This is a genomic window from Streptomyces sp. Isolate_45 (assembly GCF_024721315.2).
GTDB lineage: Bacteria > Actinomycetota > Actinomycetes > Streptomycetales > Streptomycetaceae > Streptomyces.
The window spans coordinates 69,862-94,024 of the sequence record NZ_JANFAK020000011.1 but is presented as its reverse complement, the minus strand read 5'-3'; the positions used below and the strand labels follow the sequence as shown (position 1 = coordinate 94,024).

The window sequence follows — 24,163 nt, the reverse complement described above, 5'->3', positions numbered from 1 at the left end:
GAGGTCCTCGCCGCGTCAGGGGCGGAAGGGGTCCGCGTGTGCGGCAGCCCATTGGGCGAAGGTCCGCGGCGGACGGCCGACCACTTCCTCGACCGCCGTGGTCACCTCCGCCACCGTCCCGGGCACGGTCGCCCACACGCGCAGCATGAACTCGATGCCCTCATCCGGCGAGGACGGTCGCGACCGCGTCGGCGACGTCCGTCTCGTCGACCGAGGCGGTCCTGCGAGTCGCGCACGGCTCGTTCCGGCTCTCCCCCTGCGTGATCTTCCCGGGCCTGCTGAACCTGGCGGAGCCGGCGAAGGGGGCGGCGCGCCTCAGCGCCCGAGCGGCGGCCTCGCTGGGGCTGCTGGGCGTCGCGGCCGTCACCGCACAGGGCGTCATCGACCTCGTCGTCGGGCTCCACGCCCAAGACCACGCGGCCATGAAGGTGCTATTCGAGGAAATCCAGCGGTATCCGGGGGTGATGCCCGTGGTGTACACGGTGGGCCCGCCGCTCTTCTACGTCGGCCTGCTCTGGCTGACGATCCAGCTCGCCGCGCAGCGCCTGATCAGTGCCTGGCACCCCGCGCTGGTGTTCCTCGGCACGGGGACGATGGTCGCCGACCTGGATCTCCTCCCGCTCGGGGCACTGTTCTTCCTCGTGGCCCTGGCCCCGCTGTGGCGCACCGCGCCCGGTGTCGGCCCCCATGGGCCGGGACGTACGCCCCTCGGCTCGCGGACGTCCACGTGAGTCGCGAACCAAAGCCTCGGAGAGCCGCCCCGCCGCCGACGAGATCGAGGAGGGTGACCGGCGGCATGGATCCGCAGCCGGCCTGGAGCAGCGCCCTCGCACCCTGGGCCGACGGGCATCGGCGCCGGGCATGGGCGCCGGGCAACGACCGCACCGCTACAGGGACCGCGCCGCCTCCACACCGTTCACCACCGTGATCACCGGCCCCACCCCGGTGATGTCGAACAGCCGCACGAGTTGCGGGGGAAGAGGGCCGGCCACCACCAGACGGCCTGTGCGCAGCAGGCGCATCAGTTGGTTGAGCACCGAGGAGTCCGCGAACGTCAGCCCCGCCACGTCCACCACGATCCGGCGGAGGTCCGGGTCCACGACGGCCTGCTCGGTGGCCGACCTGAGGGGCCCCACGGTGTCGGAGTCGAACTCCCCCGCGCACACGATCACACGGACACCGTCCACGTCGGGCAACACCCGCACCTGCGTCTCCACCCGGCACTCCCCATCGATCATGGACAGGGCCCGAACCGGACGGCCCTGCCCTCCAACACAAGAACACTCCGCCCCACGCCGCTTCGGCGTCGGCCCGTCCCGCCCGCCGAGCACAGCGGGGTATGGGGCGGGCTTCACCGGCAGGCGCCTCCCTGTCGCACGCACGGAGGGGCCCGGACGCCATCAGGCTCCCGGGCCCCGAAGGAACTACCACCTCACCGCACCGCCCTGCGAACCAACTGAACCGCTGATGGTTCGACCCGACCCGGGGTGCGATCTCTCCGAGCTACGGGAGAAACCATAACCACACCGGGACCCAATGTCTACTTCGGCCAAGGTAGATTTTCGGCGTTCGTCAGCCGAATAGTCGCCCCTGGGTGAAGCGGGGACACGTGGAGGGCGTGGCCCCTCGCCATCGACTCCCGCCGGGGTCAGCCGTCTCCGCCGGGGGCCTCGCGGAACTCGAAGAGGTGCACGGCTCCTGTCATCTCCAGGAGCCGTCGCAGCTGCGTCGGCAGTGGCCCCGCCAGTGCGACCGCGCGGGTGTTCCGCAGGCGGATCAGCACGTTCAGGAAGGACGAGTCCGCGAAGGTGACCCGCGCGACGTCGAGCACCAGGAGCTTCGCGTCCGCCTCGCGCTCGCAGGCGCCCGTCAGCGTGCCGGCCGTGTCCAGGTCGAACTCCCCCGAGCACACGACCACGCACACGCCGTCCGCCTCGTGTCGGACAGTGACCTGCGGCGATTCCATACCCACTACCTCCCGGCGATGTCCCGCGACGGGCGAGACCACCCGTCGTCGCGACCGTACTCCCTGCCCGGCCGCGACCGACGACGCCCGGCCACACCCCGCACCGGCGGCGCTGGGCCGGCCGACCCACCGGAGCCGACCTGGGCCTTGCCCGGGAACGCCGTCCGCCGACGGGGCATGACGGCCTTCTGGAGTAATACCCGACGCTGCCCCATTTCCTTGCCGGGAAAAGAGCGGACCACCGCCTAATTTGTGAGCGGATCAGCGCGGGTTCGAACGGGCGGGACCGTCGTCGTCACGCTCGGCCCAGCACGTCGAAGTGGCGATCGTCGACCATGGGAGCTCACACATGAATGCCATCGGCGGGACGAACGGTCTGCCCCGGCGTCAGTTCGTGGCGCTGTCCGGCGCCCTGGGCGCGGGAGCGCTGCTGGCCGGCGGCGCCGGCAGTGCTTCTGCCGCAACGGGTCCGGCCCCCACCCCCGATCCTTGCCCCACGGGACCGAACCCTCCCGGAGGCGGCCAGAGCCCTTGCCCTCCGTCCGGTCTGCAAGGTCTCTGCGGGAGCCCCACCGACACCGACCCGCTGTGGCGGGACGTCCTGTACTGCACGCAGGGAATCGTCCCGCCGAGCGGGCAGAGGCCGAACTGCCTCAAGACGACCCCCAACCACGTGGTGCTGCACGGCATGCCCGAAACCCAGCACAACTACCTCACCCTGCCGAGCTGCCGCATCACGGGCATCGAGTGCCCGTTCCTCGTGACGTCCAACGTCGCGAACTACTGGCACGAGGCGTGGGAGAACGCCCGTAGCGGTGGCGACGTCCCCGTGCAATACGCCAACATCGGGCTGGGGATCAACTCGCGGAGCGCCCGGCGTCTGAACCAGTTGCACATCCACATGGCCGGTGTCCAGGACAGCACGCAGCGACGGCTGCAGGCGCTCGAGAACTCGGGTCGTGTCGCCACCCAGCCGTCGAACTGGGGGGACCCCCAGTACCAGGCGGCCGTCACGGGAACGCAGGGATCGGGCGACCGCACCTACCGGATCCTCCGGCTCGGCGCTCTCACGCAGAACCTCTTCGCGCTGCTGAACGACAACGTGGTGAGACGGTTCGGGCTGAACATGGCGGACCAGACCCTGATCGTCGTGCCGAAGATGACACCGGTCGGATTCGCGCGATCCTTCTACGTCCTCAACAGCGACCCCTCGCTCCACGACGGGACGGACACCTGCGACCACCTGCTGGTGTACGGCTAGAGCCTGTCGTCAAACTCCCGCCCCAGGGCCTGTCGTACCCGACCGGCGCTCTCGCGTCACCGCGGCGCGTGATCCGGCGCCGTTCGGAGCGGCAGGGACGTGCCGGTGAGACGGAACGAGGGACACACCAGCAAGGTGTCGTCCCGTCACCCCTCGCCCGCCGAACGTCGCGCCCCGACGGGCGCGCCACGCGGGGGTCGTATCCGGGCGCACGCCCGCCCTCGGCGGGTCGGGGCCCGGTCTCGTGGGGATCGGGGAGATCCCTCGTACCTGGGGGGAGAGCGGCGGGGGGCTTGGTCGCGCGGGACACGGGACTTAGCGTGCACCTGGTGAGCGCAACGGCATTCGGGGGCCGGGCCCCGCAGATCCCCGGTTGTGACGGTGACGGGCCGGACGGCGGCCACGGTCCCGGATCCGGCGGCGGCAACGGAGCCGGCGGCGGTGGCTGGGACGCCCTCGTCGACACGGCGGTCCGGCTGGTCGGGCTGCACGGCCGGGTCGCGGTCCACGGTGGCTGGGGCTCGGGGAAGTCCACCCTGGTCGGCGCCGTGGCCGGGCGCTGGACGGGGCGGGTGGTGCGCCTGCGCGGCCGGCCCGGTGACGAGCTCCTGCCCTGCTCGGGGCTCATGCAGCTCGACGAAGGCCTCGTGGCGGACGGCGCCGCCGTGGCGGCTCCCGCCGATCGGTTGCGGCTGCGTGCGCGGGTCGCGCGGATGCTGAGGGAGATGTCTCCCGTCCTGTTGGCGGTCGATGACGTCCAGTGGCTCGACCCGGTCAGCGCCGATGTGCTCGGGTACGCGCTCAGGTCGGAGGAGCGCGGGGTCCTGGGCGCGGTGACGGCGGAGCGGACGGTCCGGTGGCCCGAACGGTCGGCCGAGCTGATGGGCGGTCACCCGCCGGTCGTGCGCGTGTCACCCGCCGGGCAGGAGGAGGTTTCCGATCGGTTGGAGGCACTCGGTCTGTCGGCGCGTTGGAGCGGTGCCGTGCTGCACCACTGCGGCGGCAACCGTGCGCTGTTGGCGGCCTGTTGTGAGGGACTCGTACGGCGGCCGGCGACGGACCGGCCGTTCGGCCGGGTTCCGCTGGACGGGCTCGGGCGGGTCGAGGGCCTGGCCGACACGTGGCTGGGGACCGTGCCGGCAGGCATGCGGAAGACTTTGCGGGTGGCTTCGCTGGCCCACCGGCCCGACACCGACCTGCTGCTCCGGGCGGGATGCCCGGAGGCCCACGAGCACCTCGCGCACGCCGTGCGGGCGGGCGTGCTGGTCGCCCCTGAGGGATCGGACGACGCTCGGTCCGGTGCCGTCCGGTTCGCGGCGCGGGCGCTGGCCGACGCCGCGGCCAGGACCGGGTCCGCCGCCGAGCGGCGGGGCGACCACGCGGCTCTGGCCATGGCCGTCACCGACCCGATACGCGCCGCCCGGCACCGGGCCATGGCGGTGGTGGGCGCGGACCGGCACGCGGCGCAGGACACGGCGCGGGCGGCCGCGACCGCGCGGGAGGACGGTGACCGCGGGCTGTCGGCCGAACTCATGCTGCTGGCGGCGCGCCTGACCCCGCCCCGGTTGGCGGACCTGAGGTCGCAGCGGCTCGCCGACGCGGCCCAGGAGGCGGCGGCCGCCGGTGACGTGGGTGCCGCCCACCGGGCGGCCCGGCGGATCGTCGACGACCACGGCCGTCCCGCCCATCAGGTACGGGCGCTGCTGGCGGTCGTCGACGGCTGCGGCCAGGACCTCGCCGCGGCCGAGTCCTTCCTCGCCGCGGCCCGCGGCGCGGCGCGCGACGATCCGCGGCTGCTGGCCGCCATCGAGTTGAGGGCTTCGGTGACGGCCAACGTCGCCTCCGCGGACTTCGACCGTTCCTTCCTGCACGCCACCCGTTCCGCCGCGCTGGCGCGGGCGGCCGGGGACGACGGTCTGCGGGCGGCGGCGCTGACGATGGCGGCCCGGACGGCTCGCCTGCTCGGCCGGCCGGGCGAAGCCCGTACCACCCTGGAATCCGCCCTGGCCCTGGGCGTACCGCCCGCCGCGCTCGGTGTGTCAAACAGCCCCGAGTACCTGGTCGCCCGGCACGCCGTCTTCGACGGTGACCTGTCGCGGGCCCGGGCCGTACTCCTGGAGCTCCTGCCCCTCGCGCGGGCAGCCGGAGGTGCCGAGGGCCTGACGGACCTGTGCCGCAGCCTCGCGGAGGTCGAGGCCGGGCTCGGTGCGTGTGCCGGCGCGCTCGTCTGGGCGGACCGCGCCCGCTCCCACACCGGGGAGGCGGATCTTTCGCCGGGTCCCGCCTGGTACACCTCCGCGCTCGTCCAGAGTTGCGGCGGTTCGTTCGGCCGGGCCCTGGACTACGCGCGGCGGGCCCTGGACGTCTCCCGTGCCGAGGGGGACGTACTGCACACGACCCGCAGCCTGTGGGTCGCGGGAGCGGTATATCTGCACAGCGGCCGGATCGATCCGGCCGTGGCGGTCTTCGAGGAGATCGGCGACATCGAGGGCCCTTCGAGGGGCGGGGATCCGGCGGTCCTGCGGTGGCAGCCGGACGCCGTCGAGGCCTTCGCGGCGGCGGGGCTGCTGGACCGGGCGTACGCGCTGTTGGCGGCCCTCGACGAGGTGGTGACCTGCGACGCGTCGCACGCGATGGTGCGGGCCACCGTCACCCGGGCCCGTGCCGTGTGCCTCGCGCGGGAAGGGGACCCGGGCCGGGCCGTGGAGCTCCTCGACGAGGCCGCCGCGGCCTTCGCCGCGATGGGCCGCCCCGTCGAGCAGGGCCGTACCTTGCTGACCCTGGGGCGGATCGAGCGGCGCCGGCGGCGGGTGGGCGCCGCCAAGGCGGCGTGGGAGGCGGCCGCCGCCCTGTTCTCGGCGGCCGAGGCCCGTCCGTGGACCGCGCTCGTCGGCGGTCACCTCGACCGCCTGTCGGGCGCGGCGGCGGACCCGGCTCCCGGGGCATCGGGCGCGGTTCGCCGGCCTCTGTCGCGTGGCGACGGAACGCCGGCGGCCGTACTGACGGAACGCGAACGTCACCTCGTCGACCTGGTCACCAGCGGCAGCACCAATCCCGAGGCCGCCGACCGGCTCTTCGTCTCCCGCAAGACGGTCGAGGCGATGCTCAGCCGCATCTACCGCAAGGTGGGTGTCCGCAACCGCACCGAGTTGGCCGCTCGGGCGGGTTCCCGGGACACCTGACGGGAACCGGGCCGGTGCCCCCGTGCCACGGTCCGCGGGTGTCCCGCAGCAACCCCGCGCCGTTGCCCGCCGCCGGGATCCGGAAGCGGGCGACGGCCGGGCCTGCGGTCCCGTCCCCCCGCGCCGGGACCGCGGGCCGCTCGGGCCGGTCAGGACCAGACGGTGAAGGTGGCCGTGACCGTCGACTTCCCGCCGGCCGCGTCGGTGACCGTCAGGGTGACGTTGCGGAAGCCCCAGCCGGTGGGGGTCCCGGAGATGACGCCGGTGGCCGCGTTGATGGTGAGGCCGGTGGGCAGGTTGGTCGCGGTGAACGTGTAGGGAGCGCTGCCGCCGGTGACGGTCAGGGGCAGGTTGACGGGGCGTCCGACGTAAAGGTTCTGGTTGCCGGGGCCGGTGAGGGTCGGGTTGCCCGAACCGGTGGTGGTGATGGTCCAGGTGAAGGAGGCGCTGCCCTTCTTGCCGGCGCTGTCGGTGGCCGTCACGGTGACGGAGTGGGTGCCGGCGGCGGTCGGGGTCCCGGAGACCGTGCCGGTCGTCGAGGCGATCGACAGGCCGGCCGGGAGGCCGGTCGCCGACCAGGTGTAGGGGGCGGTGCCGCCTTCGGCACTGTTCTTCAGCTCGACGGGGCTGCCCGTGGGGTGGGACTTGGCGGAGACGGCGGCCACGGTGACCTCGCCGGGCTGCGGGGTCGATGTGGTCAGTCCGGCGCCGAACTTGGCGAGGGCTTCGTTGACGGGCTGGAAGATGGTGAACTTCTCGCCGCTCCCGCCGCTGCAGGTGGCGCTGCCGCCTCCGGAGTGCAGGCCGACGGCCTTGCCTCCGGAGGCGGTCACGTAGCTGCCGCCGGAGTCCCCGCCGGCGGAACAGGCGTTGGAGTAGGAGAGGCCGTTGATGACGACGTTGCCGTAGTCGACGCTCTGGTTGGTCTTGGTGACCTCGCCGCACTGGAATCCGGTGGTTTGGCCGGAACGGCAGACGGCGGTCCCGACCACGGCTTCGGCCGTACCCGTGAGGGTGACGTCGCCCTTGCCCCATCCGGACACGGTCGGGGTCGGCTCCCAGCCTGCCTGGTCGACGTCGACGATGCCGAAGTCGCCCTCGGCCGCGTTGACGCTGCCGGTGCCGTTCTTGTTGGAGGTTCCGACGCGGGTGCCGTCCTTGCCGTAGGCGGCCTGGTTGACGTCGTTGGTGCAGTGGCCGGCGGTCAGGAAGGCCTTCGTGCCGCCGCTGGTGCGGGTGACGGGGAAGCCGATCGAGCAGGGGCTCTCGCCGCCGGGTACCCACTTCTCGCCGCCGACGATGTTGCCGCCCTGCTGGCGGGGGGTGTCCGTGGATTCGGTGACGTCCACGAGGTCTTCGAACGCGGCGAGGCGGGTGCGGAGCGCGCTGGTGGCCCGGGTCGGATCGAGGACGACGCCGACGCGGTTGGCGCGGGCGTCGGGGCCCCAGGCCATGAGGCCCGGCGCGTTCCCGGCCCACTCGCCGATCTGCCGGGTGACCGCTTCGAGCCGGTCGGCGGAGTGGTCGACCCGCTCGGCGACGGCTCCGGCGCGGCGGACCGCGTCGGCGTCGGCGGCAGTGGTGACCGCGGCGTGCAGACGGCCGTCGGCGGCATCGAACCAGATTCCGGCGACGCGGTCGCCCACCGTGGCGCGGACCGCCGTCGCGGTCCGGTCCGCCGCCTGCTCGTCCGCTATTCGGCCGCGGACGCCTTCCGGGGAGAGGCCGAGGTCGCGGGCCATCGCCGCCCGCACACCGGCCGGTACGGACGCCGCCGGATCCGGTGACGTCGGGCCCGGGGAGGATCCGGCGTGGGCGGGGAGCGCGGCGAGCCCCATCAGGGCGGTGGCCGCGACAACTCCCGTAAGGACGTGGTGATTTCGTAGTCGACGCATGGGGGTCTTTCCCTTTCACGAAGGGGGTCGGTGTGGAGGGCACCGGTGTGGATCCGCCGGAGGGCCGCTTCGCTCGGGTGGGCGATGGACCGGCCGCTCCGCGACACCGCACGCCCGACCTCGTGGGTCGCGGGTGCGGTGTCCCGGGGGCCGGTCGGCGGTGGGTCGACCGATGGCCCCGCTCGGGATGGGCACAGCCTCGGGGGTCGGTCGGGGCGGTGAACAGCGGGGAGATCCCTTGCATCGCTCCGGACCCGTCGAGGGAGGGGGCGCCGCTCCGGGGCGCCGGCCCGGAGCGGCGCGCGGCGGACCCACGTGGAGTACGGGGCGGGAGGCGGCGTCCGACAGCGGGTAGGCGTGGACGAGGACGGTCCTGCGCGGCCGGCGGGGGCCCTCGCCGGATCGCGCCGGGATCCGCTCCCCTGGCCCGTCCCCCGATGTCGACAAGGACAAGGACCCCACCACATGCAGAACGTCACACTGAACAACGGCGTCGAGATGCCCGTCCTCGGCTTCGGCGTGTACCAGATCCCGCCCGAGGAGACCGAGCGGGCCGTGAGCGACGCACTGGCCGCCGGTTACCGGTCGTTGGACACCGCGGCCGCCTATGGCAACGAGGAGGCCGTCGGCCGGGCGATCAGGTCCAGCGGCATTCCCCGTCAGGACCTGTTCGTCACCACCAAGCTGTGGGTGTCCGACGCCGGTGAGGAGAAGGCGGCGCGCGCCTTCGACACCTCACTGCGCAAACTCGGCCTGGACCACCTCGACCTGTACCTGATCCACCAGCCATACGGGGACGTCTACGGCTCCTGGCGTGCCTTGGAGGCCCTGCGGGGTGAGGGACTCGTGCGGGCCATCGGTGTCTCGAACTTCCACGGCGACCGGCTCGTGGACCTGATCGACCACAACGAGATCACTCCGGCGGTCAACCAGGTCGAAACCCACCCCTTCCACCAACGCGCCTCCGACCAGGCGCTGATGCGCGAGCGCGGGGTGCAGATCGAGTCCTGGGGGCCCTTCGCGGAGGGCCGCAACAACCTCTTCTCCCATCCGGCGCTCGGTGGGATCGCGGCCGCGCACGGCAAGTCGGTGGCGCAGGTCGTGCTGCGCTGGCTCGTCGAGCGCGGTGTCGTGGTGATCCCCAAGTCGGTGCGGCCGGAGCGGATGGCGGAGAACCTCGACGTCTTCGACTTCGAGCTCACCCCCGACGAGATGGCGGCCGTCGCCGCCCTCGACACCGGAGAGTCCCTGTTCTTCGACCATCGCGATCCCGCCATGGTCGCCCGGCTCGGCACCCACGTCCTGGGTGACTGACCGCCACCTTCGCGCCCGGCCGGCGTCGTGGGGGGCGACGGGCAGGCGTGAAGGTGGCGGGCCGGAGGCCGCTGTCAGGCGCCGGGGCGGACGGGGCCGATGACGGTGCCCGCGGTCACCTCGAAGCGTCCTTCGGCCACGGACGTGCCCGGGATCGCGCCACCCGGGGCGCCGAGCGTGAACGACGCCTCGTCCGCCGGGGCGCCGTGGCTCTGGTGGGGGACCCGGATGTCGAAGTGGACGGGGCGTCCCGGCCCGAAGGTCACGATGGTGTTCTGGTCGCCGTACCGTCCGGGCGTGATGCCGAGCGGAGTGCCGTGGTGCGCGAAGGCCACGTCGGTCGGTGAACCGACCAGCCGGCACGCCGCGTATCCCTTCGGCGCGGTCAGCGTGACGCGGAAGTGGAGGTGCCCGGATTCGGCGCGGTCCGGTGCGATCTTCGCGAGGTGGTTGGCCGGGCGGCAGGCCGAGGGGGCGGACACGCCGCTCGCGGGGGCGGCTTGCGCGATGACGGTTGCCACGCCGGCGACGGCCGCCAACGCGCCGGCGATGAGGGTGGCGTACCTGCGACTGGTGTGCATGCTGAACTCTGCCTGTCTTCCGACTGGTTCCACGGGCGTCCCCCACGGAACCACGGGCCGGGGCCGATGCCGGCCCGACGCTCCGTCGACGACGTCCGCACCGTGTGACGGGGCCGGGGGCGCGGTCCCCGCCTTCGGTCGGACCTCCGTTCGCCCCTGCGGCAGAATCCTTTTCTCTTCGGCCGGGCCATACGGGTGATCTTCGACGGTCCGTCCCCCGGACAGTCCCTAAGATCCAACTCCGTGACAGAAAGTAAGCACGCCCGAGTCCCGCAGAACTCGGCCGACGTGGTGATCGTCGGCGCCGGCCCCGCCGGGCTGGTGCTGGGGAACCTCTTACTCCGGGGCGGAATCGACTGCGTCGTCCTGGAACGCGCCGAACGCGAGCACCTCCACAACCGGGCACGGGCCGGCTTCCTCGCCGCCCACACCGTGCGCGTCCTGGCCCGCAACGGCCTGGACGAGGGGCTGCGTCGGCGCGGGCAGGAGCACGGCGTCTGCGAGTTCCGCACCGAGGACGGACGCTTCCGCCTGGATTACGGCCGGCTCGGCCGCGGCGAGCCGCACACCGTCTACCCCCAACACGAGCTGGTCCGCGATCTGTTGGGGCAGTTCATCGACGCCGGCGGCCGGGTCCGGTTCGGCGCCGAGGCCACGGCCGTCACCGGCGCGGACGGCCCGAACCCCTCGGTTGCGGTACGTGACCGGGACGGCGGAACCGGGCATTGGCGGGCCCGGTACGTCGCCGCCTGCGACGGCCGACACGGCGCGGGGCGGCGCTCGCTCCCCGCCGGGGCGGTCCGCCGTCACCACCGCGACCACGGCGTGTCATGGCTGGGCCTGCTCGCCGAGGCACCGCCGAGCATGGACGCTGTCGGCTACGCGGTCCACCCGCGCGGCTTCGCCGGGCACATGGCGCGCTCGACCGGGATCACCCGCTACTACCTCCAGTGCGAACGCGGGCACGACTCCGGGGCGTGGAGCGAGGAGCGGATCTGGGAGGAACTCGCCCTCCGCATGGGCGCGGCCGAGTACGGCGCCCTGCGGCGCGGCAGGATCCTCCAGCGGGCCGTCGTCGATCTCGAATCCGACGTGCTCGAACCGCTGCGGTACGGCTCGCTGTTCCTGGTGGGCGACGCCGCGGCCCTGATCAGTCCCGCGGCCGCCAAGGGGGCGAACCTCGCGGTGCTGGAAGCGGAGATCCTGGCCAGGGCCCTGACCGACGCACTCGTCCACGGCGACCCGGAAGCGCTCGACCGCTACTCGGACCGGTGCCTGGACCACATCTGGCGGGCCCAGGAGTTCTCCCACTGGATGATCGACCTCCTGCACGGGGCGCCAGGGGCGGAGGGCGCGGCCGCACCCTTCCAGGAGCGGCTGCGGTCCTCCCGCATCGCCTCGCTGCGCGACTCCCGCACGACCCAGGACTGGTTCGCCGACCACTACGTCGGCATCTGACCCACCCCCGGAGCCCGGCCCGACCCTCCGGGGTCCTTTCGCACGCCCACTTCGGCACCCGTCGCGGCCCGCGGTCGCGGTCGCGATCGCGGCCGCGCCGAGAATCCGGGGCGCCCTCCTCCTCCGACAAGGACACCGCATGTACTCCGACGACCGCTCCACCATGCCCACCATGCCCACCACCGACGCGCCCCCCTCGCTCGTCGACGACGACGCGGCGCGGTTGAGTGCCGCGGCCGACTTCGTTCGCGAGCAGGACACCTCCGTCCTGCTGGCGCGCGTACTGCCCGGCCTCGACGGCCCCGAACTGCGGGCCCTGACCGATCGGTGCCGTTTCGCTCACGCCGCCCTGCTCGTCTTCCCGACCGACGAGGGCGCCCTGCGCGCGCGGCTCGCGGACTGCGGGCTGGCCTGCGACGGCGCGGCGCAGCCGAGCGTGGTCGTCCGCGACCGCCTCGCCGCGCGGCACCACCGCGACCCCGCCGATCTTGACGTAAGGATTCTCCGGCCCGCGGTCGCCGGCCCGGACGGGGAGCAGCGGGCGGTCGAGGTGTTCGCCCTGGCACTGACCCCGGGATCCGGATCCGACCGGATCGCCGAGCGGGAACGCCGTCATGACCACGAGGCCCACCTTGCCTTCGACGTCGTGCGCCCCGATCCGCTCGTACTGCGCGGGCTGTTGGCGAGCTTCGCCAGGCACGGGGCCGCACCCGACGGTGGCGGCTACAACCCGCACGAGAACGGAACCGTGTTCTACTTCACCGCCCCCGCCGGCACCAAGACGGCATACGGGCGCGTGGAGTTGTACGCGTGCGGCGATCACCGCGACGTTCTGGACGAGCACCTCGCCGACCGGACGGACGCGGCGGAGGGGCCCGCGGAATCGCTCCTGCGGATGTTGACCGGCGCTTGGACCACCCAGGCCCTGGCGACGTGCGCGGAACTGCGGCTCCCGGAGGCCCTCGGCCGGCGGCCCGGGATCGGTACCGCGGAGCTGGCGCGGGAGGTCGGCGCCCGTACGGAAGGTCTGGCGACCCTGTTGCGCTACCTGGCCATGCTGGGCGTGGTGGCCGAGGACGGGGACGGGTACCGCCTGACCGGTGCCGGCGCGCTCCTGGACGGGCGGGCCCCCTCCTCCATGCGGGCCCTGGCCCTGATGTACGGCGGTCCCTTCTACCAGTCCTTCGCCCATCTGACCCGTACCGTGCGGACCGGTCAGCCCGGCTTCGAGCACCTGTACGGCGAGAACCACTTCGACCACTTCGCGCACAGGCCCGAACTGTCCGCGCTGTTCGACCAGTCCATGGCGGCCTCGGCCCCCATGTTCGACCCCCTCCCCGATCACCCCGTCCTCACCGCCGCCGCAGACGCGACCGGTCGCGAGCGCACCGTCGTCGACATCGCGGGCGGGACCGGGGAACTGCTGGAGCGGGTCCTGACGCGTCACCCCGGCCTCCGCGGCACCCTCCTCGAACGCCCCCGGGTCCTCGCCGCGGCCCGGGCCCGGCTCACCGCGGGCTCCGTCGGCGCCCGGTGCGACTACCTGGCGGGTGACTTCGCGGACGTGCCGCCGGGGGGTGACGTCTACCTGCTCTCCCGGGTCCTGCACGACTGGGACGACGACCGGTGTCGGAGCATCCTGAGGTACTGCGCCGACGCCATGTCCCCGGACGCCGACCTCCTGATCGTCGAACGTCTGCTGCCGACGGACGGCTCCCCGTCGCTCGCCACCGCCTGGGACCTGCACATGATGTGCAACACCGGCGGCCAGGAGCGTACGGCGGACCACTACGCCCGCCTGCTGTCCGACTGCGGTCTCCGGCTCGTCGGCCACACCCCCCTCCCCCTCGGTGCCCACACCCTGCACGCCCGGCCGGCGGAGCGCGTCCGCGCGGACGTCCGAAAAGTCTCTCCTGGGGAATTCGTTCCGTTCGGGCGGTGAATACGTCCTGACCGCAGGTCAGGGACCGTTGTGGGGTTGCCGGCCGTTCGCGGCGGGCAGGGGTGGAGAGCTCCGGAATGGACACGATCCGGCCTCAAGAAGGGACGTTTCGACCACATGCGGGCACATGTGCGGCGTCCCGCATCCCTCAGCCACGCCGCCCGAAGGGCGCGCGCCGGCGCACAGCAGCCAGGTGAGTACGACCGGGCGGCGGCCCGGCTTCCCCCGGTCGGCCGCCCGCGTGGTGGTCCGCAGAGCCGTGCGGGCCGGAGAGAGAAGGAGTCTGGTCCCATGACCGTGCGTACCGTCGAGCTCCCGCAACTGTGGATGCCCCATCCGCTGCGGGTGAATCCGCACCTGCCGGCCCTGCACGCGGAGAACGAGTCCTGGGCGCGCGAGATGGGCATGCTGGAGGGCCACGACGGGCCGGCGGGCGCGCGCCCGATCTGGACGCGGCCCAAGTTCCATGCCATGACCGTCGACCAGCTGACCGCCTGGACCCTCCCCGACGCCCCGCTCGCCGACCTGCGGCTCAACCACCGCTTCAACGTCTGGGCCCTGGCCTGGGACGACTACTTCGCCACCACCTTCAAGCAGACCGGCGACCTCGCCGGCGCGGTGGTGTTCACCGCCCGGCTCCACGAGTTCCTGCGTCCGGAGCCGGGCGCTCGGCTCCCGGAACCGACGAACGCCGTCGAGCGGGGCATCGCCGACCTCCAGGGGTGCCTGTTCCCGCCGAGGCTGGCGCACTGGCGGCGCGAGTTCAACCAGCACCTCGTGCGGTACGTCGACGCGGGGGTGGAGGAACTCGCGAACAGTCTCAGCGGTCGCGTTCCCCATCTGATCGACTACGCCTCGTTCCGGCGCGACAGTTTCGCCGCCCACACCGCGCCCTATTCCGTGGAGTTGGCCACCGGGGCTCGAATACCCGAACAGATCCGGCACAGCCGGACCGTCCGGGCGCTGCTCGACGCCTTCATGGACTTCATGGGGCTGGCGAACGACATCGCGTCCTACGAGCGGGAGGTGCACGAGGAACGCGACGTCAACAACCTCGTGCTGGTGGTGGGTTCCTCCCTGGGCATCGGACTCCACGAGGCCGTGCCCGGCGCCCTGAACCTGGTGAACGCCCGGTTGCGGGACTTCGAGCACCTCAGGCGGACGGACCTCGCCCAGCTCGTCCAGCGGGCCGGACTGCACCGCGACGAGCGGGCGGAACTGGAGGTGTGGCTACGGGGCGCCTGCGGCTTCCTGTCCGGTCTGCACGCCTGGTACACCGGGGCGCCCCGCTACGCCTCCGCGGACGAGCCGTTCCCGGAGTGACGGTGTCGGGGCCGGTGTCGACCGAGGGGCGCCGAATGCTGCCGGCGCCCCTCCCCCGTGCGCGCGGTGCGCGGTCGTTTCGCCTACCGCCCCCTCAGGAGGCCGGTGAGACGCGCCCACCAGGAGGCGCGGGGCTGGAGCCGGTGCGACACCACGGGCTCGGCCACGGGTCGCGGCGGCGCCGCCTGTGGGGTTGCGCCGCTCCGGACGGGAGCGGCCGGTAGCGGGGCGGGGGCGTCGTGCGGCCGCGGAGCGCGTGGCGCGAAGGTCACGGGCAGCGCCGTCAGGTGCCGGGCCCAGGTGGAGGAGCGCCAGGTCAGGGCTTCCTCGGGGACGGCCAGGGTGATGTCCGGCAGCCGGGTGAGCAGGATGTCGATGCCCGTGTCGGCAATGATGCGGCCGATGTCCTGACCCGGGCATTCGTGCGTCCCCGCGCTGAAGGCCAGGTGCGCGCGGTTGTGATGCACGGGCGTCGAGGGGTCCCTGCGGATCGTCTGGTCGACGTTCCCGGCGGCCAGGCCCAGCAGGAGCATGTCCCCGGCCCTGATCTGTCGACCACCGAGGACGGTGTCGCCGTTGGCCCAGCGCCCCGGGCACACCATCAGGGGCGGCTCGTCCCAGAGCACCTGCTCGACGGCCTCGGGGAGCGTCATCTGGCCGCCCGCCAGGGAACCGCGGAACCGGGGGTCGGTGACGACCATCCGCAGGACGTTGGACATGAGGTTGGCGGTCGTCTCGTAACCGGCGAGCAGGATGAGCCGCAGGTGGTGTTGGACCTCCTCGTCCGTGAGGCGGGCGGGGTGGGCCAGCAGCGCGGAGGCGATGTCCTGGCCGGGGCGGGTCCGCTTGGCGATGACGAGCCGTTCCAGGCTGCGCAGCACGTAGGCGTTGCTGGCCAGCGAGGTCTCGGTGGCCTTGAAGAGGTCACGGGCGGCGTGCACGAGCCCGGGGCCGTCCTCCTCCGACATGCCGAGCAGGTGGGTGAGGGTCAGCATGGGCACGTGCTCGGTGAACTGGCCCACCAGCTCGGCCTCGCCGCTCTCGCTGAACGTGTCGATCACCTGGTGGGAGAAGCGGGTGATGTGGCGGCGGACCCCGCGGTGGTCGAACTGGCTCAGGCCGGCCGTGACGGCGCCGCGCAGGCGCTGGTGTTCCTCGCCGTCCGCGCAGACGCAGTCGGGCCGCCAGCCGATCATCGGGACCAGGGGTGAGGTGGCGGGGTCGATCTCCCCGCTCCTCCAGCCGTGCCAGACGCGGGGGTCGCGGGAGAACTGGGTGGGGCGGCTGGCCACGTCCCGGTTCTCCTGGTAGCCGAGGACGAGCCAGGCGCGTACGTCACCGTCGAGGAGGACGGGCGCCACGGGACCGTGCTCGGCCCGCAGTTTCTCGTACAGGCCCATGGGGTCCGTCTCCGCGGCGGGGCCGTAGAGACGGGTGGCTCCGCCGGGTCCCGTGGCGGTGTGGGCCGGGCAGCCCGGGGGCGGGACCGAACCGCCGTACTCGGTGGCGTGTTCGGGGGGTGGGAAGGTCATGCGGTCTCCTGGGCGGCTGCAAGGGTGCACAGGTAGACCATCAGCGAGAGCAGGGCGTCGCGGCAGGACGCCCGGTCCCGTGCGTCACAGGTGACGATGGGCACGGAGTCGCTGAGGGCCAGGGCGGTGCGCAGGTCGGGCAGGGGGTACTGCGGGGCCTCCGGGAAGGTGTTGACGACGACGACGAACGGGACGCGGCGGTCTTCGAGACGGGTGACGACCTCGAAGCAGACTTCGATCGTGCGGGTGTCGACGAGGACCACGGCACCGAGCGCGCCTTCGAAGATGCCGTTCCACAGGAACCAGAAGCGCTCCTGTCCGGGTGTCCCGAACAGGTAGAGGATCAGCTCCTGGTTGATGCTGATCCGGCCGAAGTCCATCGCGACGGTCGTGGTGTTCTTGCCCGAGACGCCGGGATTGTGGTCGATCCCGACGCCCGCCTGCGTCATCGTCTCCTCGGTGGTCAGCGGTGGGATCTCGCTCACGGCGCCGACCATGGTGGTCTTGCCGACCCCGAAGCCGCCGACGACCACCACCTTCACTCCCCTGGCGCCGTGGGGCAGCAGCATGCCGGCGTCGCGCCGGCCGGCGCCGGGCACCTCAGAGCTTGCGTAGTCCATGGATCACCGCCTCCAGCAGGCCGCGTTCGGGAAAGGCAGCCACCGGTACGGGTGCGATGGCTTCGAGCCGCTCTTCGTCGACGAGTTTGGACAGCAGTACGGTGACGACGCTGAACGGCAGGCTCAGGTAGGCCGACACCTCGGCCACCGAGAGCGGGTAGGTGCACAGGGAGAGGATGGCGGCCTGTTCGGGCTGCATCGAGGGGTCGGGCTCGGACCTCGCCGCGATGAGGGTGACCAGGTCGTAGGTCTTCGCCGCGGATGCCGGGCCGCCGGTGATGACGTAGAGCGGAACGGGGGTGCCTTCATCCCACGGGTCCGGATTCTCTGATGTCACATCGCCTGCCCGACATCCTCACGGGGCGGGCTGGTCATGTGCTGACCGATCCGGACCACCAACGTCCTCATGCGGTCGCCGAGGAGTCCGGCGTCCACCTCCTCGTCGGCCAGCACCGCGAGGGCGGCTCCGGGGCCGGCCGCCATCAAGGAGAAGTACCCGCCGTCGGCCTCGATGCCGACCATCCGCGTCGAGCCGTCCCCGTGCGGGAACATCTGCGCGACGGCCCTCGCCAGGCTCTGGATGCCCGAGCAGGCGGCGGCGAGGGCGTCGGCGGTGTCGGGCGCCGTGTTCGCCTGACCGATGCACAGGCCGTCCGACGACAGGACGACCACGTGTCGCACGTAAGGGACACCGCCCACGAGCTCCTTGAGCATCCAGTCCATGTTGGGCAGTGGCTGCATGTTACTCAACCTCATCTGACGGCTCGCTGTGGGAAGTGGAAGGTTCGGCGCCCGATCGCCTCTCGCCGTTGAACGCCTCCCACATCAGACCCGGCTGACGGGTGCTGCCGGAGGTGCCCCAGGAGATGACCGGAGCGACGGGAGGCGTGGGGGTGGCCAGTACGACCGGTGTCGGGACGGGTGACTCGCGTCGTCGTTGAGGCAGTCCGCCCAGGGTCTTCCTGGCCTCGGCCGCGTCCTCGGCGACGTCGCGCACCGGCATGGGGCGGGACAGCGCGGGGCCTCCCTGACGCTTGCGCACGGGTTCCTGGGGCCGCCTGACGATGGACTGCGGAACCGTGGTGATCAGACGCCTGGGCACGAGCACCACCGCCCGTACACCGCCGTAGGCGGAGGTGCGCAGGTCGACCTCGCAGCCGTGCTCGTGGGCGAGCCTGCTGACGACCGGCAGGCCGAGCTGCGTGACCTCGCCCAGGCCCGCCAGGTTGATGCCCGTGACCGCCCGCGCCATGACGCGTTCGACGTGCTCCCGGACCTCCTCGGTGAGGCCGACGCCGCGGTCCTCGATCTCGATCGCGATGCCGGAGGGCACCTCGCTCGCGGTCACTTCCACCGGGGTGTGCGGCGGCGAGAACGTCGTCGCGTTGTCCAGGAGTTCGGCGAGCAGGTGGATCAGCGGTTCGGCGCCGGGGCCGATGACCGCCACCTCCGCCACCGCCTGCAGTCGCACGCGGGGATAGTCCACGATGCGTGACATGGCGCCGCGCAGGACGTCGTAGAGCGGGATCGGCTTGGACCACTGTCGTCCGGGGCGGGCGTCGCCGAGGACCGCGATGCTGGCGGCGAGGCGGCCGATCAGCGCGTTGCGGTGGTCGATGTCCTGCAGGCCCCGGGAGACGATGACGTCCGTGCCGTGCATGATCTGCATGGAACGCAGGTCCCTGGCGAGCTGGTGCACGATCGACTGGACCCTGCGCGCGACGGCCACCAGAGCGCGCTGGGAGGCGTCCCGCGTGTGCTCCTCGGCCTCCACGGCTTCCAGGAGCGTCTGCAGCGCTCCTTCGAGCGCTTCGGTGAACTCCGGGTCCAGATGGGTCCCGAAGCTCACGGCCTGCAGGATGTCCGATGCGGAATCGCCCTTCTGCAGACGGGCGACCGCGGCGGGGAGCAGTTCCTCGGCGAGCCAGACGGTGGTCGCCCGCTGGTCCGCCAGGCGCCCGAGCAGCGCGGCCTCGCGTTGCGCGTAGTGGGCTTCCGCCTCGGCCCGCGCCTGTGTCCGGCGGGCGACTTCGGCGGAGCGCAGACGGCGCACGGTCTCGGCCGAGGTGATGACCGTCAGCAGCACGGCGGCGACGCCGCACCAGGCAACCGTCGTCCATATGTGTGCAGGGGAAAGGAGCAACGCCATCGCGGTGGCTCCGGCCAGGACTCCGGGAGGGAGCAGCCACTCCCGGACTGCTGCGGTTGGCCGGGATCTGGAAATTGCACCTGCACGAACCATCAAGGTCCCCTACCAGTCTGATATGAGCGGACTGAGGTGTTGCGATGCACCGAAAGGGACAACGGACGGCACCCGCGCTCGCACGCGTGCTCGATGACGTCCCGACGGGTCACTCCGGGAACGCGCCGATGCCACTCCCCTGTGCGGCCACGGTCCATCCGCAGCGCACCACAGCGTCCATGACTCGCTGTGAGCGCAGCGCAACACATCGGGGAGCATAGTCAGTTCGGGTTCGCCATGTGACCTTGCGGTAAGGACAGCCCGCACCGGTTATTCCGGGCCCATAAACGACCAATCGAGGTACCCAAGATGCTATGAAACGATCACGTTCTGGCGTCCGTTCGGACGTGCCCCGTCCCGGCCCCCGTACGCCTGCCCGGTGGGTGCACTGAGGGCCGAGCGGGTGCGTCGCTCGCGCGGCCGCCGATCGGCTCGTCACCTGTTCGGCCGATCAGGTCCTAGAGTGTGCGCGTGACCGAGCAGAACCCCGAACTCATCGCCGGCAGGTACCAGCTCCTCGAACGTATCGGCCAAGGGGGCATGGGCCGGGTGTGGCGGGGCGTCGACCGACAGCTCTTCGGACGCGAGGTCGCGGTCAAGGAGATCCTCTTCCCGCCGGGGCTGGCCGACGACGACCGGGCGACGCTGCTCGGACGCTTCACCGCCGAGGCCCGGGCGGCGGTCACGCTCAGCCATCCGGGGATCATCACCATCCATGACGTCGTGGAGCACCACGGCGCCCCCGTGATCGTCATGGAGTTCGTCCGGGGGCAGTCCCTCGCCGCCGTCATCCGGCAGGAGGGACGGCTGCCGGTACGGCGGGTCGCGGAGATCGGCGCCGCCGTGCTCGACGCGCTCGTGGAGGCGCACGACGCCCGGATCGTCCACCGCGACATCAAGCCGGACAACGTGCTGCTGGCCAAGGACCGCGTGGTCCTCACCGATTTCGGCATCGCCCACCTCGCGGACGCCACGACCAAGCTCAGCCACAGCGGCATCGTCATCGGCACCCCCCAGTACATGCCGCCCGAGCAGTTGGAGGGCAAGCGCCCGACTCCCGCGAACGACCTGTGGGCACTGGGCGCCACCCTCTACCACGCCGTCGAGGGGCGGCCGCCGTTCGAAGCCGAGGGGCTGCACGCCCTCGCCGTGGCCGTCTTCACCCGTCCCCACCGGCCGCCGGTCCACGCCGGTCCGCTGGCTCCCGTGTTGGAGGCGCTGCTCACCAAGGACCCGGCGGAGCGCGCCGGCGCCGCGGAGGCCGCCGAGCTGCTGGCGTCGGTGCTGGGCTCGCTCCGGCCCCCGGCGGGTACGCCCACCGGGGCCGACCGGCCCGGGCCGGAGGCGCCGACGCGGACGGAGCCCACCCCGACGGAGCGGGTGGCGCAGCCGGACGCCCGGCCGACGCCCACGGTGGCGGACACCGCGCCGGCGGCCCCCGACGCGGAGGTCCCGGGCTCCGGGGCCGCGGACTCCGGGGTCGGGGACTCCCGGGTCGGGGGCTCCGGGGCGACCGCCCGGGACTTCGGGAGCACGGCCCGGGACTCCGGGAGCACGGCCCGGCCCGCCGAGGCGACCGCCGCGCTCGGCGGTCCCGTGGCTGAGCGGCCCACCGGGCGGCGGCCCGCCGCCGGGCGGCCCCTTGCCCGACGTTCCGTGCTGGTGGGCCTGGCCGTGGCCACGCTCGCGGGCGGTTCGGCCCTGACCTACTCCCTCGTCCGCAACGACCCGCCCGACGACGGCCCGGGTTCCGGCAGCGGCTCCGAGTCCTCCTCCGTGACGGTGGTGATCGGCGTCGACGCACCGCTCAGCGGGGACCTGTCCTCCTGGGGCGTCGGCATCAAGAACTCCGCCGACCTGGCGGTGCGGACCGCCAACCGGACCCGTCACGTGCCCGGTGTGCGGTTCGAGATCAAGGCCCTGGACGACGAGGCGAAGGCCGCCAGGGGCGCTCCGAACGCAGCCCTGTTCATTTCCGACGCGAAGGTGCTGGGCGTCGTCGGTCCGCTGAACTCGTCCGTGGCGCGGACCATGGTGGCGCCGCTCGCCCAGGCGAACCTGGTCAACGTGTCACCGGGCAACACCGATCCGGTGCTGACGCTGGGCCCGCGCTGGGCCGACGGGAGCAAATCCCGTCCGTACCCGTCCTACTTCCGGACCGTCGCCACGGACGTCGACCAGGGGCCGTTCGCCGCACGGTACCTCCACGGCGAGGCCGGCAAGTCGAAGCTGTACCTCATCGACGACAACAGCCCTTACGGCACCGGCCTGGCGAGCGGGTTCAAGGCCGAGTTCACGAAGCTCGGCGGGATGGTCGTCGGCGCGGACCGCGTCGACCCCGCAGACACCACCTTCTCGGGGCTCGCCGCGAAGGTCCGGGCCTCCGGCGCCGACGCCGTGTACTTCGGCGGCTACTCCGCCACGGCCGGGCCGCTCTCCCAGCAGCTCAAGCAGGCGGGCGTGAGCGTTCCCCTGATGGGCGGCGACGGCATCTTCGACCAGCAGTTCCTCACGACCAACACGAAGGCCGAGGGCGACCTCACCACCAACATCGGTGTGCCCGCCGAGAACCTGTCCGCCGGAGCGGACTTCCTCTCCCGGTACCGGGAGGCCGGCTACCCCGAGCCGGCCGGTTCCTACGGTCCCTACGCGTACGACGCCGCCTGGACGGTCATCGAGGGCGTGAAAGCCGTCGTGGCCGCCGCCGGCAGCCTTCCCGCGGACGCCCGGTCGAAGATGCCGCAGGCCGTGGCGGGGCTGTCGTTCGACGGCGTCACCGGCCGCGTCGCATTCGACGCGTACGGGGACACGCTCGACCGGCGGCTGACGGTGTACGCGGTGCGGGGCGGCGGCTGGACCGCCGTGAAGAGCGGCGTGAGCACTCCCTGACGCCTGACGCCTGCCCCCTACGCCTCCCCCGTGCGTTCAGCCGCCCGAGACGGAGGAGAGGGTGGTGGGGTCCACGCCGGAGAGTTCGACGATCCTGTGGGCCGGGACTCCGGCGGCGAGTGCGCGGCGCAGCAGGTCGTCCCGGTTGTCCTCGCTGTCGCGGAACGCGGCCAGGTCCTCCTCGACACCCGCGACGGTCTCCGTGGCCGCCGCGCGGCGGACCCGTTCCAGTTCCTCCGCCGCCAACGGGATCGGGAGCCGCTCGGCGCCCTCGGGGATGAGGGTCGTCTCCTCCGGGGGAACCACACGGACTTCGGCGGACGCGGGACTGACGTTCTGGGCGGTGAACCAGGCCCGCACGGCCGGGGTGTCCAGGCACTCCAGCTGTCCGACGAGGATCAGGGGCGTCCCCTGCCAGCCGGCGGTGGGGGTCGCGAGGAACAGGTAGGCGTCGTCCGTCATCGTGGGTCACTCTCCTGGTACACGGGGCCGCACTCGATCGCCCACCGTCTACCCCGTGCCTCCGCGATCAAGCAGGCGTTCCGCGGCCGGGGACCTCGCGCGGCGGCTCAGGGCCGCGGGAGTCACGGCGCGCCGTTCGGGGCGCCGGGGGTGACACGGTCGGCGGCCTCCACCACCTCCGGGGTCGGCGGCCGATGACGGAACGTCGCGTCGGGGAGCGTGCCTTCCCCGGCCGGGACGCCGCCCGTCAGCAGGGTGCAGGCACCGACCACGGTCGCCGCCGCGAGGCCGATGGCGGTCCCGCGCCGGCGGGTGGAGGGCTTCCTCCCCGCCGGGGCGGTCCGCCTGTGGGAGCGGGCGACCGCGAGGGGCGTCGGCGGTGTGCGGCGCGGGGGGACTTCCGCGCGGGCCCCGCCCGTGGCGGCGGCCCGGGAGGCCGACGCGCACGCCAGGCCCCGCAGGCCGAGATGGACGCGGGCGGCGTCGGGGCGCGCGTCGGGGTCGTGGTCCGTCATCGCCCTCAGCAGCCTGCCTAGTTCGCCCGGGAGCCCTTCCGGGATCCGGGGCGGGTGCAGGAGGTGGGCGGTGCCCACCTCCACGGGGGTCCCCCGGTACTCGCGGTGGCCGGTGAGTGCTTCGAGGAGGGTCAGTCCGAAGGCGTAGACGTCACTGGCCGTGGTCGCGCCCTGTCCGAGGAGTTGCTCGGGGGCCATGTAGGCGAGCGTGCCGACCAGCAGGTCGGGTGCGTCGCGCGGCCGCTCGTGCACGGCCCGGGACAACCCGAAGTCGGCCAGGAAGGGGGCGCCACCGTCGCGGAGGAGGACGTTGGAGGGTGTCACGTCGTGGTGGATGATGCCGTGGGAGTGGACGTGGTCGAGGGCGGAGGCGAGTTCGGCGCCGAGCCGGGTGACCTGGACGGTGTTGAGGCGACCGGCCTCCATGCGCGTGCGCAGGGTGCCGCCGTCGATCAACTCCGTGACCATGAAGGCCGCTCGGCCGTGGCAGCCGACGTCGTAGACGGTCACGAGCGCCGGGTGGGACAACCGGGCCATGGTGCGGGCCTCGTCACAGAAGCGGTCGACGGTGACCGTGTCCGTGTCGGCCCGGAACACCTTGACGGCCACGTCACGCTCCAGCACCTCGTCCGTGCCGCGGAAGACGTCGGCGGTGCCGCCGGATCCTATGGGCGCCCGGAGCCGGTAGCGGCCACCGAGCAGGGTGTCGTGTCCGGGTTGTACTCCGTACGCGGGGACGAGCCGGGCCGGCATGCGGGGTCCTCCTCCACTCGGGGCGGTGTCGCGCGCTTACCCCGGTACGCGGGGCCAACACCCCCGGCCCGGCGGGGATGTGGCCGGGCGGGTGCGTGGCCCGCGCACGCCGTTGTCAGCCGGAGCGGCGCGGCGTTCCGGCGACCGGTGGGAACGGCGAAGGACCCCGGTCCGACGACCGGGGTCCTTCGCGGCGGGGCCGAGGGCCGGTGACCGGGGCCTGTCGGG

Annotated in this window: 20 protein-coding genes; 8 read left to right on the top strand and 12 right to left on the bottom strand. The window is 72.9% G+C overall.

Translation table 11 applies throughout. The features are described from left to right. Positions 1-15: 15 nt before the first annotated feature. Positions 16-147 (bottom strand): hypothetical protein, encoded by a 132-nt coding sequence (locus tag NOD94_RS06425; protein WP_281204738.1) that lies wholly within the window; start codon positions 145-147, stop codon positions 16-18. Positions 148-260: 113 nt separating this feature from the next. Between NOD94_RS06425 and NOD94_RS06420 the strand changes: the two genes are divergently transcribed. Next, positions 261-731: a hypothetical protein gene (locus NOD94_RS06420; protein ID WP_281204736.1), complete on the top strand. Its 471-nt coding sequence runs from the start codon at positions 261-263 to the stop codon at positions 729-731. 156 nt (positions 732-887) lie between these two features. On the opposite strand, the gene NOD94_RS06415 is transcribed toward NOD94_RS06420, so the two are convergent. Next, complete coding sequence (locus NOD94_RS06415) at positions 888-1,217, bottom strand: STAS domain-containing protein (RefSeq protein WP_281204735.1); 330 nt, start codon at positions 1,215-1,217, stop codon at positions 888-890. Positions 1,218-1,648: 431 nt separating this feature from the next. Continuing rightward, a complete protein-coding gene (locus NOD94_RS06410; RefSeq protein WP_281204734.1) occupies positions 1,649-1,966 on the bottom strand; it encodes an STAS domain-containing protein in 318 nt (105 codons plus the stop codon). 349 nt (positions 1,967-2,315) lie between these two features. Between NOD94_RS06410 and NOD94_RS06405 the strand changes: the two genes are divergently transcribed. Both NOD94_RS06405 and NOD94_RS06400 read left to right on the top strand, forming a co-directional pair. Further along, positions 2,316-3,227: a CDP-diacylglycerol diphosphatase gene (locus tag NOD94_RS06405; protein WP_281204733.1), complete on the top strand. Its 912-nt coding sequence runs from the start codon at positions 2,316-2,318 to the stop codon at positions 3,225-3,227. Between the two features lie 329 nt (positions 3,228-3,556). Continuing rightward, on the top strand, positions 3,557-6,409 hold the full coding sequence (locus NOD94_RS06400) for a helix-turn-helix transcriptional regulator (RefSeq protein ID WP_281204732.1): 2,853 nt from the start codon (positions 3,557-3,559) through the stop codon (positions 6,407-6,409). A 149-nt stretch (positions 6,410-6,558) separates the two neighbouring features. Here NOD94_RS06400 and NOD94_RS06395 read toward each other — a convergent pair whose 3' ends face one another. Further along, positions 6,559-8,304: a putative Ig domain-containing protein gene (locus tag NOD94_RS06395; RefSeq protein ID WP_281204731.1), complete on the bottom strand. Its 1,746-nt coding sequence runs from the start codon at positions 8,302-8,304 to the stop codon at positions 6,559-6,561. A gap of 465 nt (positions 8,305-8,769) precedes the next feature. Here NOD94_RS06395 and NOD94_RS06390 point away from each other — a divergent pair, with 465 nt between their 5' ends. Next, complete coding sequence (locus NOD94_RS06390) at positions 8,770-9,618, top strand: aldo/keto reductase (protein WP_281204730.1); 849 nt, start codon at positions 8,770-8,772, stop codon at positions 9,616-9,618. 74 nt (positions 9,619-9,692) lie between these two features. Here the strand turns inward: NOD94_RS06390 and NOD94_RS06385 are convergent, their stop codons facing one another. Beyond that, positions 9,693-10,199, bottom strand: coding sequence for a hypothetical protein (locus tag NOD94_RS06385; protein WP_281204729.1), 507 nt, complete (start codon positions 10,197-10,199; stop codon positions 9,693-9,695). Between the two features lie 243 nt (positions 10,200-10,442). Between NOD94_RS06385 and NOD94_RS06380 the strand changes: the two genes are divergently transcribed. The 3 genes from NOD94_RS06380 to NOD94_RS06370 all read left to right on the top strand — a co-directional run bounded on the left by NOD94_RS06380 (position 10,443) and on the right by NOD94_RS06370 (position 14,922). Next, entirely contained in the window at positions 10,443-11,657 is a 1,215-nt protein-coding gene (locus tag NOD94_RS06380) for a 4-hydroxybenzoate 3-monooxygenase (RefSeq protein WP_281204728.1), read from the top strand. A 139-nt stretch (positions 11,658-11,796) separates the two neighbouring features. Then, on the top strand, positions 11,797-13,599 hold the full coding sequence (locus tag NOD94_RS06375) for a methyltransferase (RefSeq protein ID WP_281204727.1): 1,803 nt from the start codon (positions 11,797-11,799) through the stop codon (positions 13,597-13,599). A 291-nt stretch (positions 13,600-13,890) separates the two neighbouring features. Continuing rightward, positions 13,891-14,922 (top strand): hypothetical protein, encoded by a 1,032-nt coding sequence (locus NOD94_RS06370; protein WP_281204726.1) that lies wholly within the window; start codon positions 13,891-13,893, stop codon positions 14,920-14,922. A gap of 83 nt (positions 14,923-15,005) precedes the next feature. Here the strand turns inward: NOD94_RS06370 and NOD94_RS06365 are convergent, their stop codons facing one another. Genes NOD94_RS06365 through NOD94_RS06345 form a run of 5 tightly spaced genes read right to left on the bottom strand, consistent with a single transcriptional unit; the run spans position 15,006 to position 19,223 of the window. Next, positions 15,006-16,454 (bottom strand): cytochrome P450, encoded by a 1,449-nt coding sequence (locus NOD94_RS06365; RefSeq protein ID WP_281204725.1) that lies wholly within the window; start codon positions 16,452-16,454, stop codon positions 15,006-15,008. Beyond that, positions 16,451-17,074 carry an ATP/GTP-binding protein gene (locus tag NOD94_RS06360; RefSeq protein ID WP_281204724.1) on the bottom strand — a complete coding sequence of 208 codons (624 nt, stop codon included), beginning with the start codon at positions 17,072-17,074 and terminating at the stop codon, positions 16,451-16,453. Before NOD94_RS06360 ends, NOD94_RS06365 begins: the two co-directional genes overlap by 4 nt. Continuing rightward, positions 17,055-17,411 carry a DUF742 domain-containing protein gene (locus tag NOD94_RS06355; protein WP_281204723.1) on the bottom strand — a complete coding sequence of 119 codons (357 nt, stop codon included), beginning with the start codon at positions 17,409-17,411 and terminating at the stop codon, positions 17,055-17,057. The genes NOD94_RS06360 and NOD94_RS06355 overlap by 20 nt, the downstream gene beginning before the upstream one ends. Next, positions 17,408-17,815, bottom strand: coding sequence for a roadblock/LC7 domain-containing protein (locus tag NOD94_RS06350; RefSeq protein ID WP_281204722.1), 408 nt, complete (start codon positions 17,813-17,815; stop codon positions 17,408-17,410). The genes NOD94_RS06355 and NOD94_RS06350 overlap by 4 nt, the downstream gene beginning before the upstream one ends. A 1-nt stretch (position 17,816) precedes the next feature. After that, a complete protein-coding gene (locus tag NOD94_RS06345; protein ID WP_281204721.1) occupies positions 17,817-19,223 on the bottom strand; it encodes an ATP-binding protein in 1,407 nt (468 codons plus the stop codon). 564 nt (positions 19,224-19,787) lie between these two features. On the opposite strand from NOD94_RS06345, the gene NOD94_RS06340 reads away from it, so the two are divergent. Continuing rightward, complete coding sequence (locus NOD94_RS06340; protein WP_281204720.1) at positions 19,788-22,205, top strand: bifunctional serine/threonine-protein kinase/ABC transporter substrate-binding protein; 2,418 nt, start codon at positions 19,788-19,790, stop codon at positions 22,203-22,205. A 36-nt stretch (positions 22,206-22,241) separates the two neighbouring features. Here NOD94_RS06340 and NOD94_RS06335 read toward each other — a convergent pair whose 3' ends face one another. Next, positions 22,242-22,667: a DUF6003 family protein gene (locus NOD94_RS06335; RefSeq protein WP_281204719.1), complete on the bottom strand. Its 426-nt coding sequence runs from the start codon at positions 22,665-22,667 to the stop codon at positions 22,242-22,244. Positions 22,668-22,789: 122 nt separating this feature from the next. Continuing rightward, complete coding sequence (locus tag NOD94_RS06330) at positions 22,790-23,935, bottom strand: serine/threonine-protein kinase (RefSeq protein ID WP_281204718.1); 1,146 nt, start codon at positions 23,933-23,935, stop codon at positions 22,790-22,792. Between the last annotated feature and the right edge of the window lie 228 nt (positions 23,936-24,163).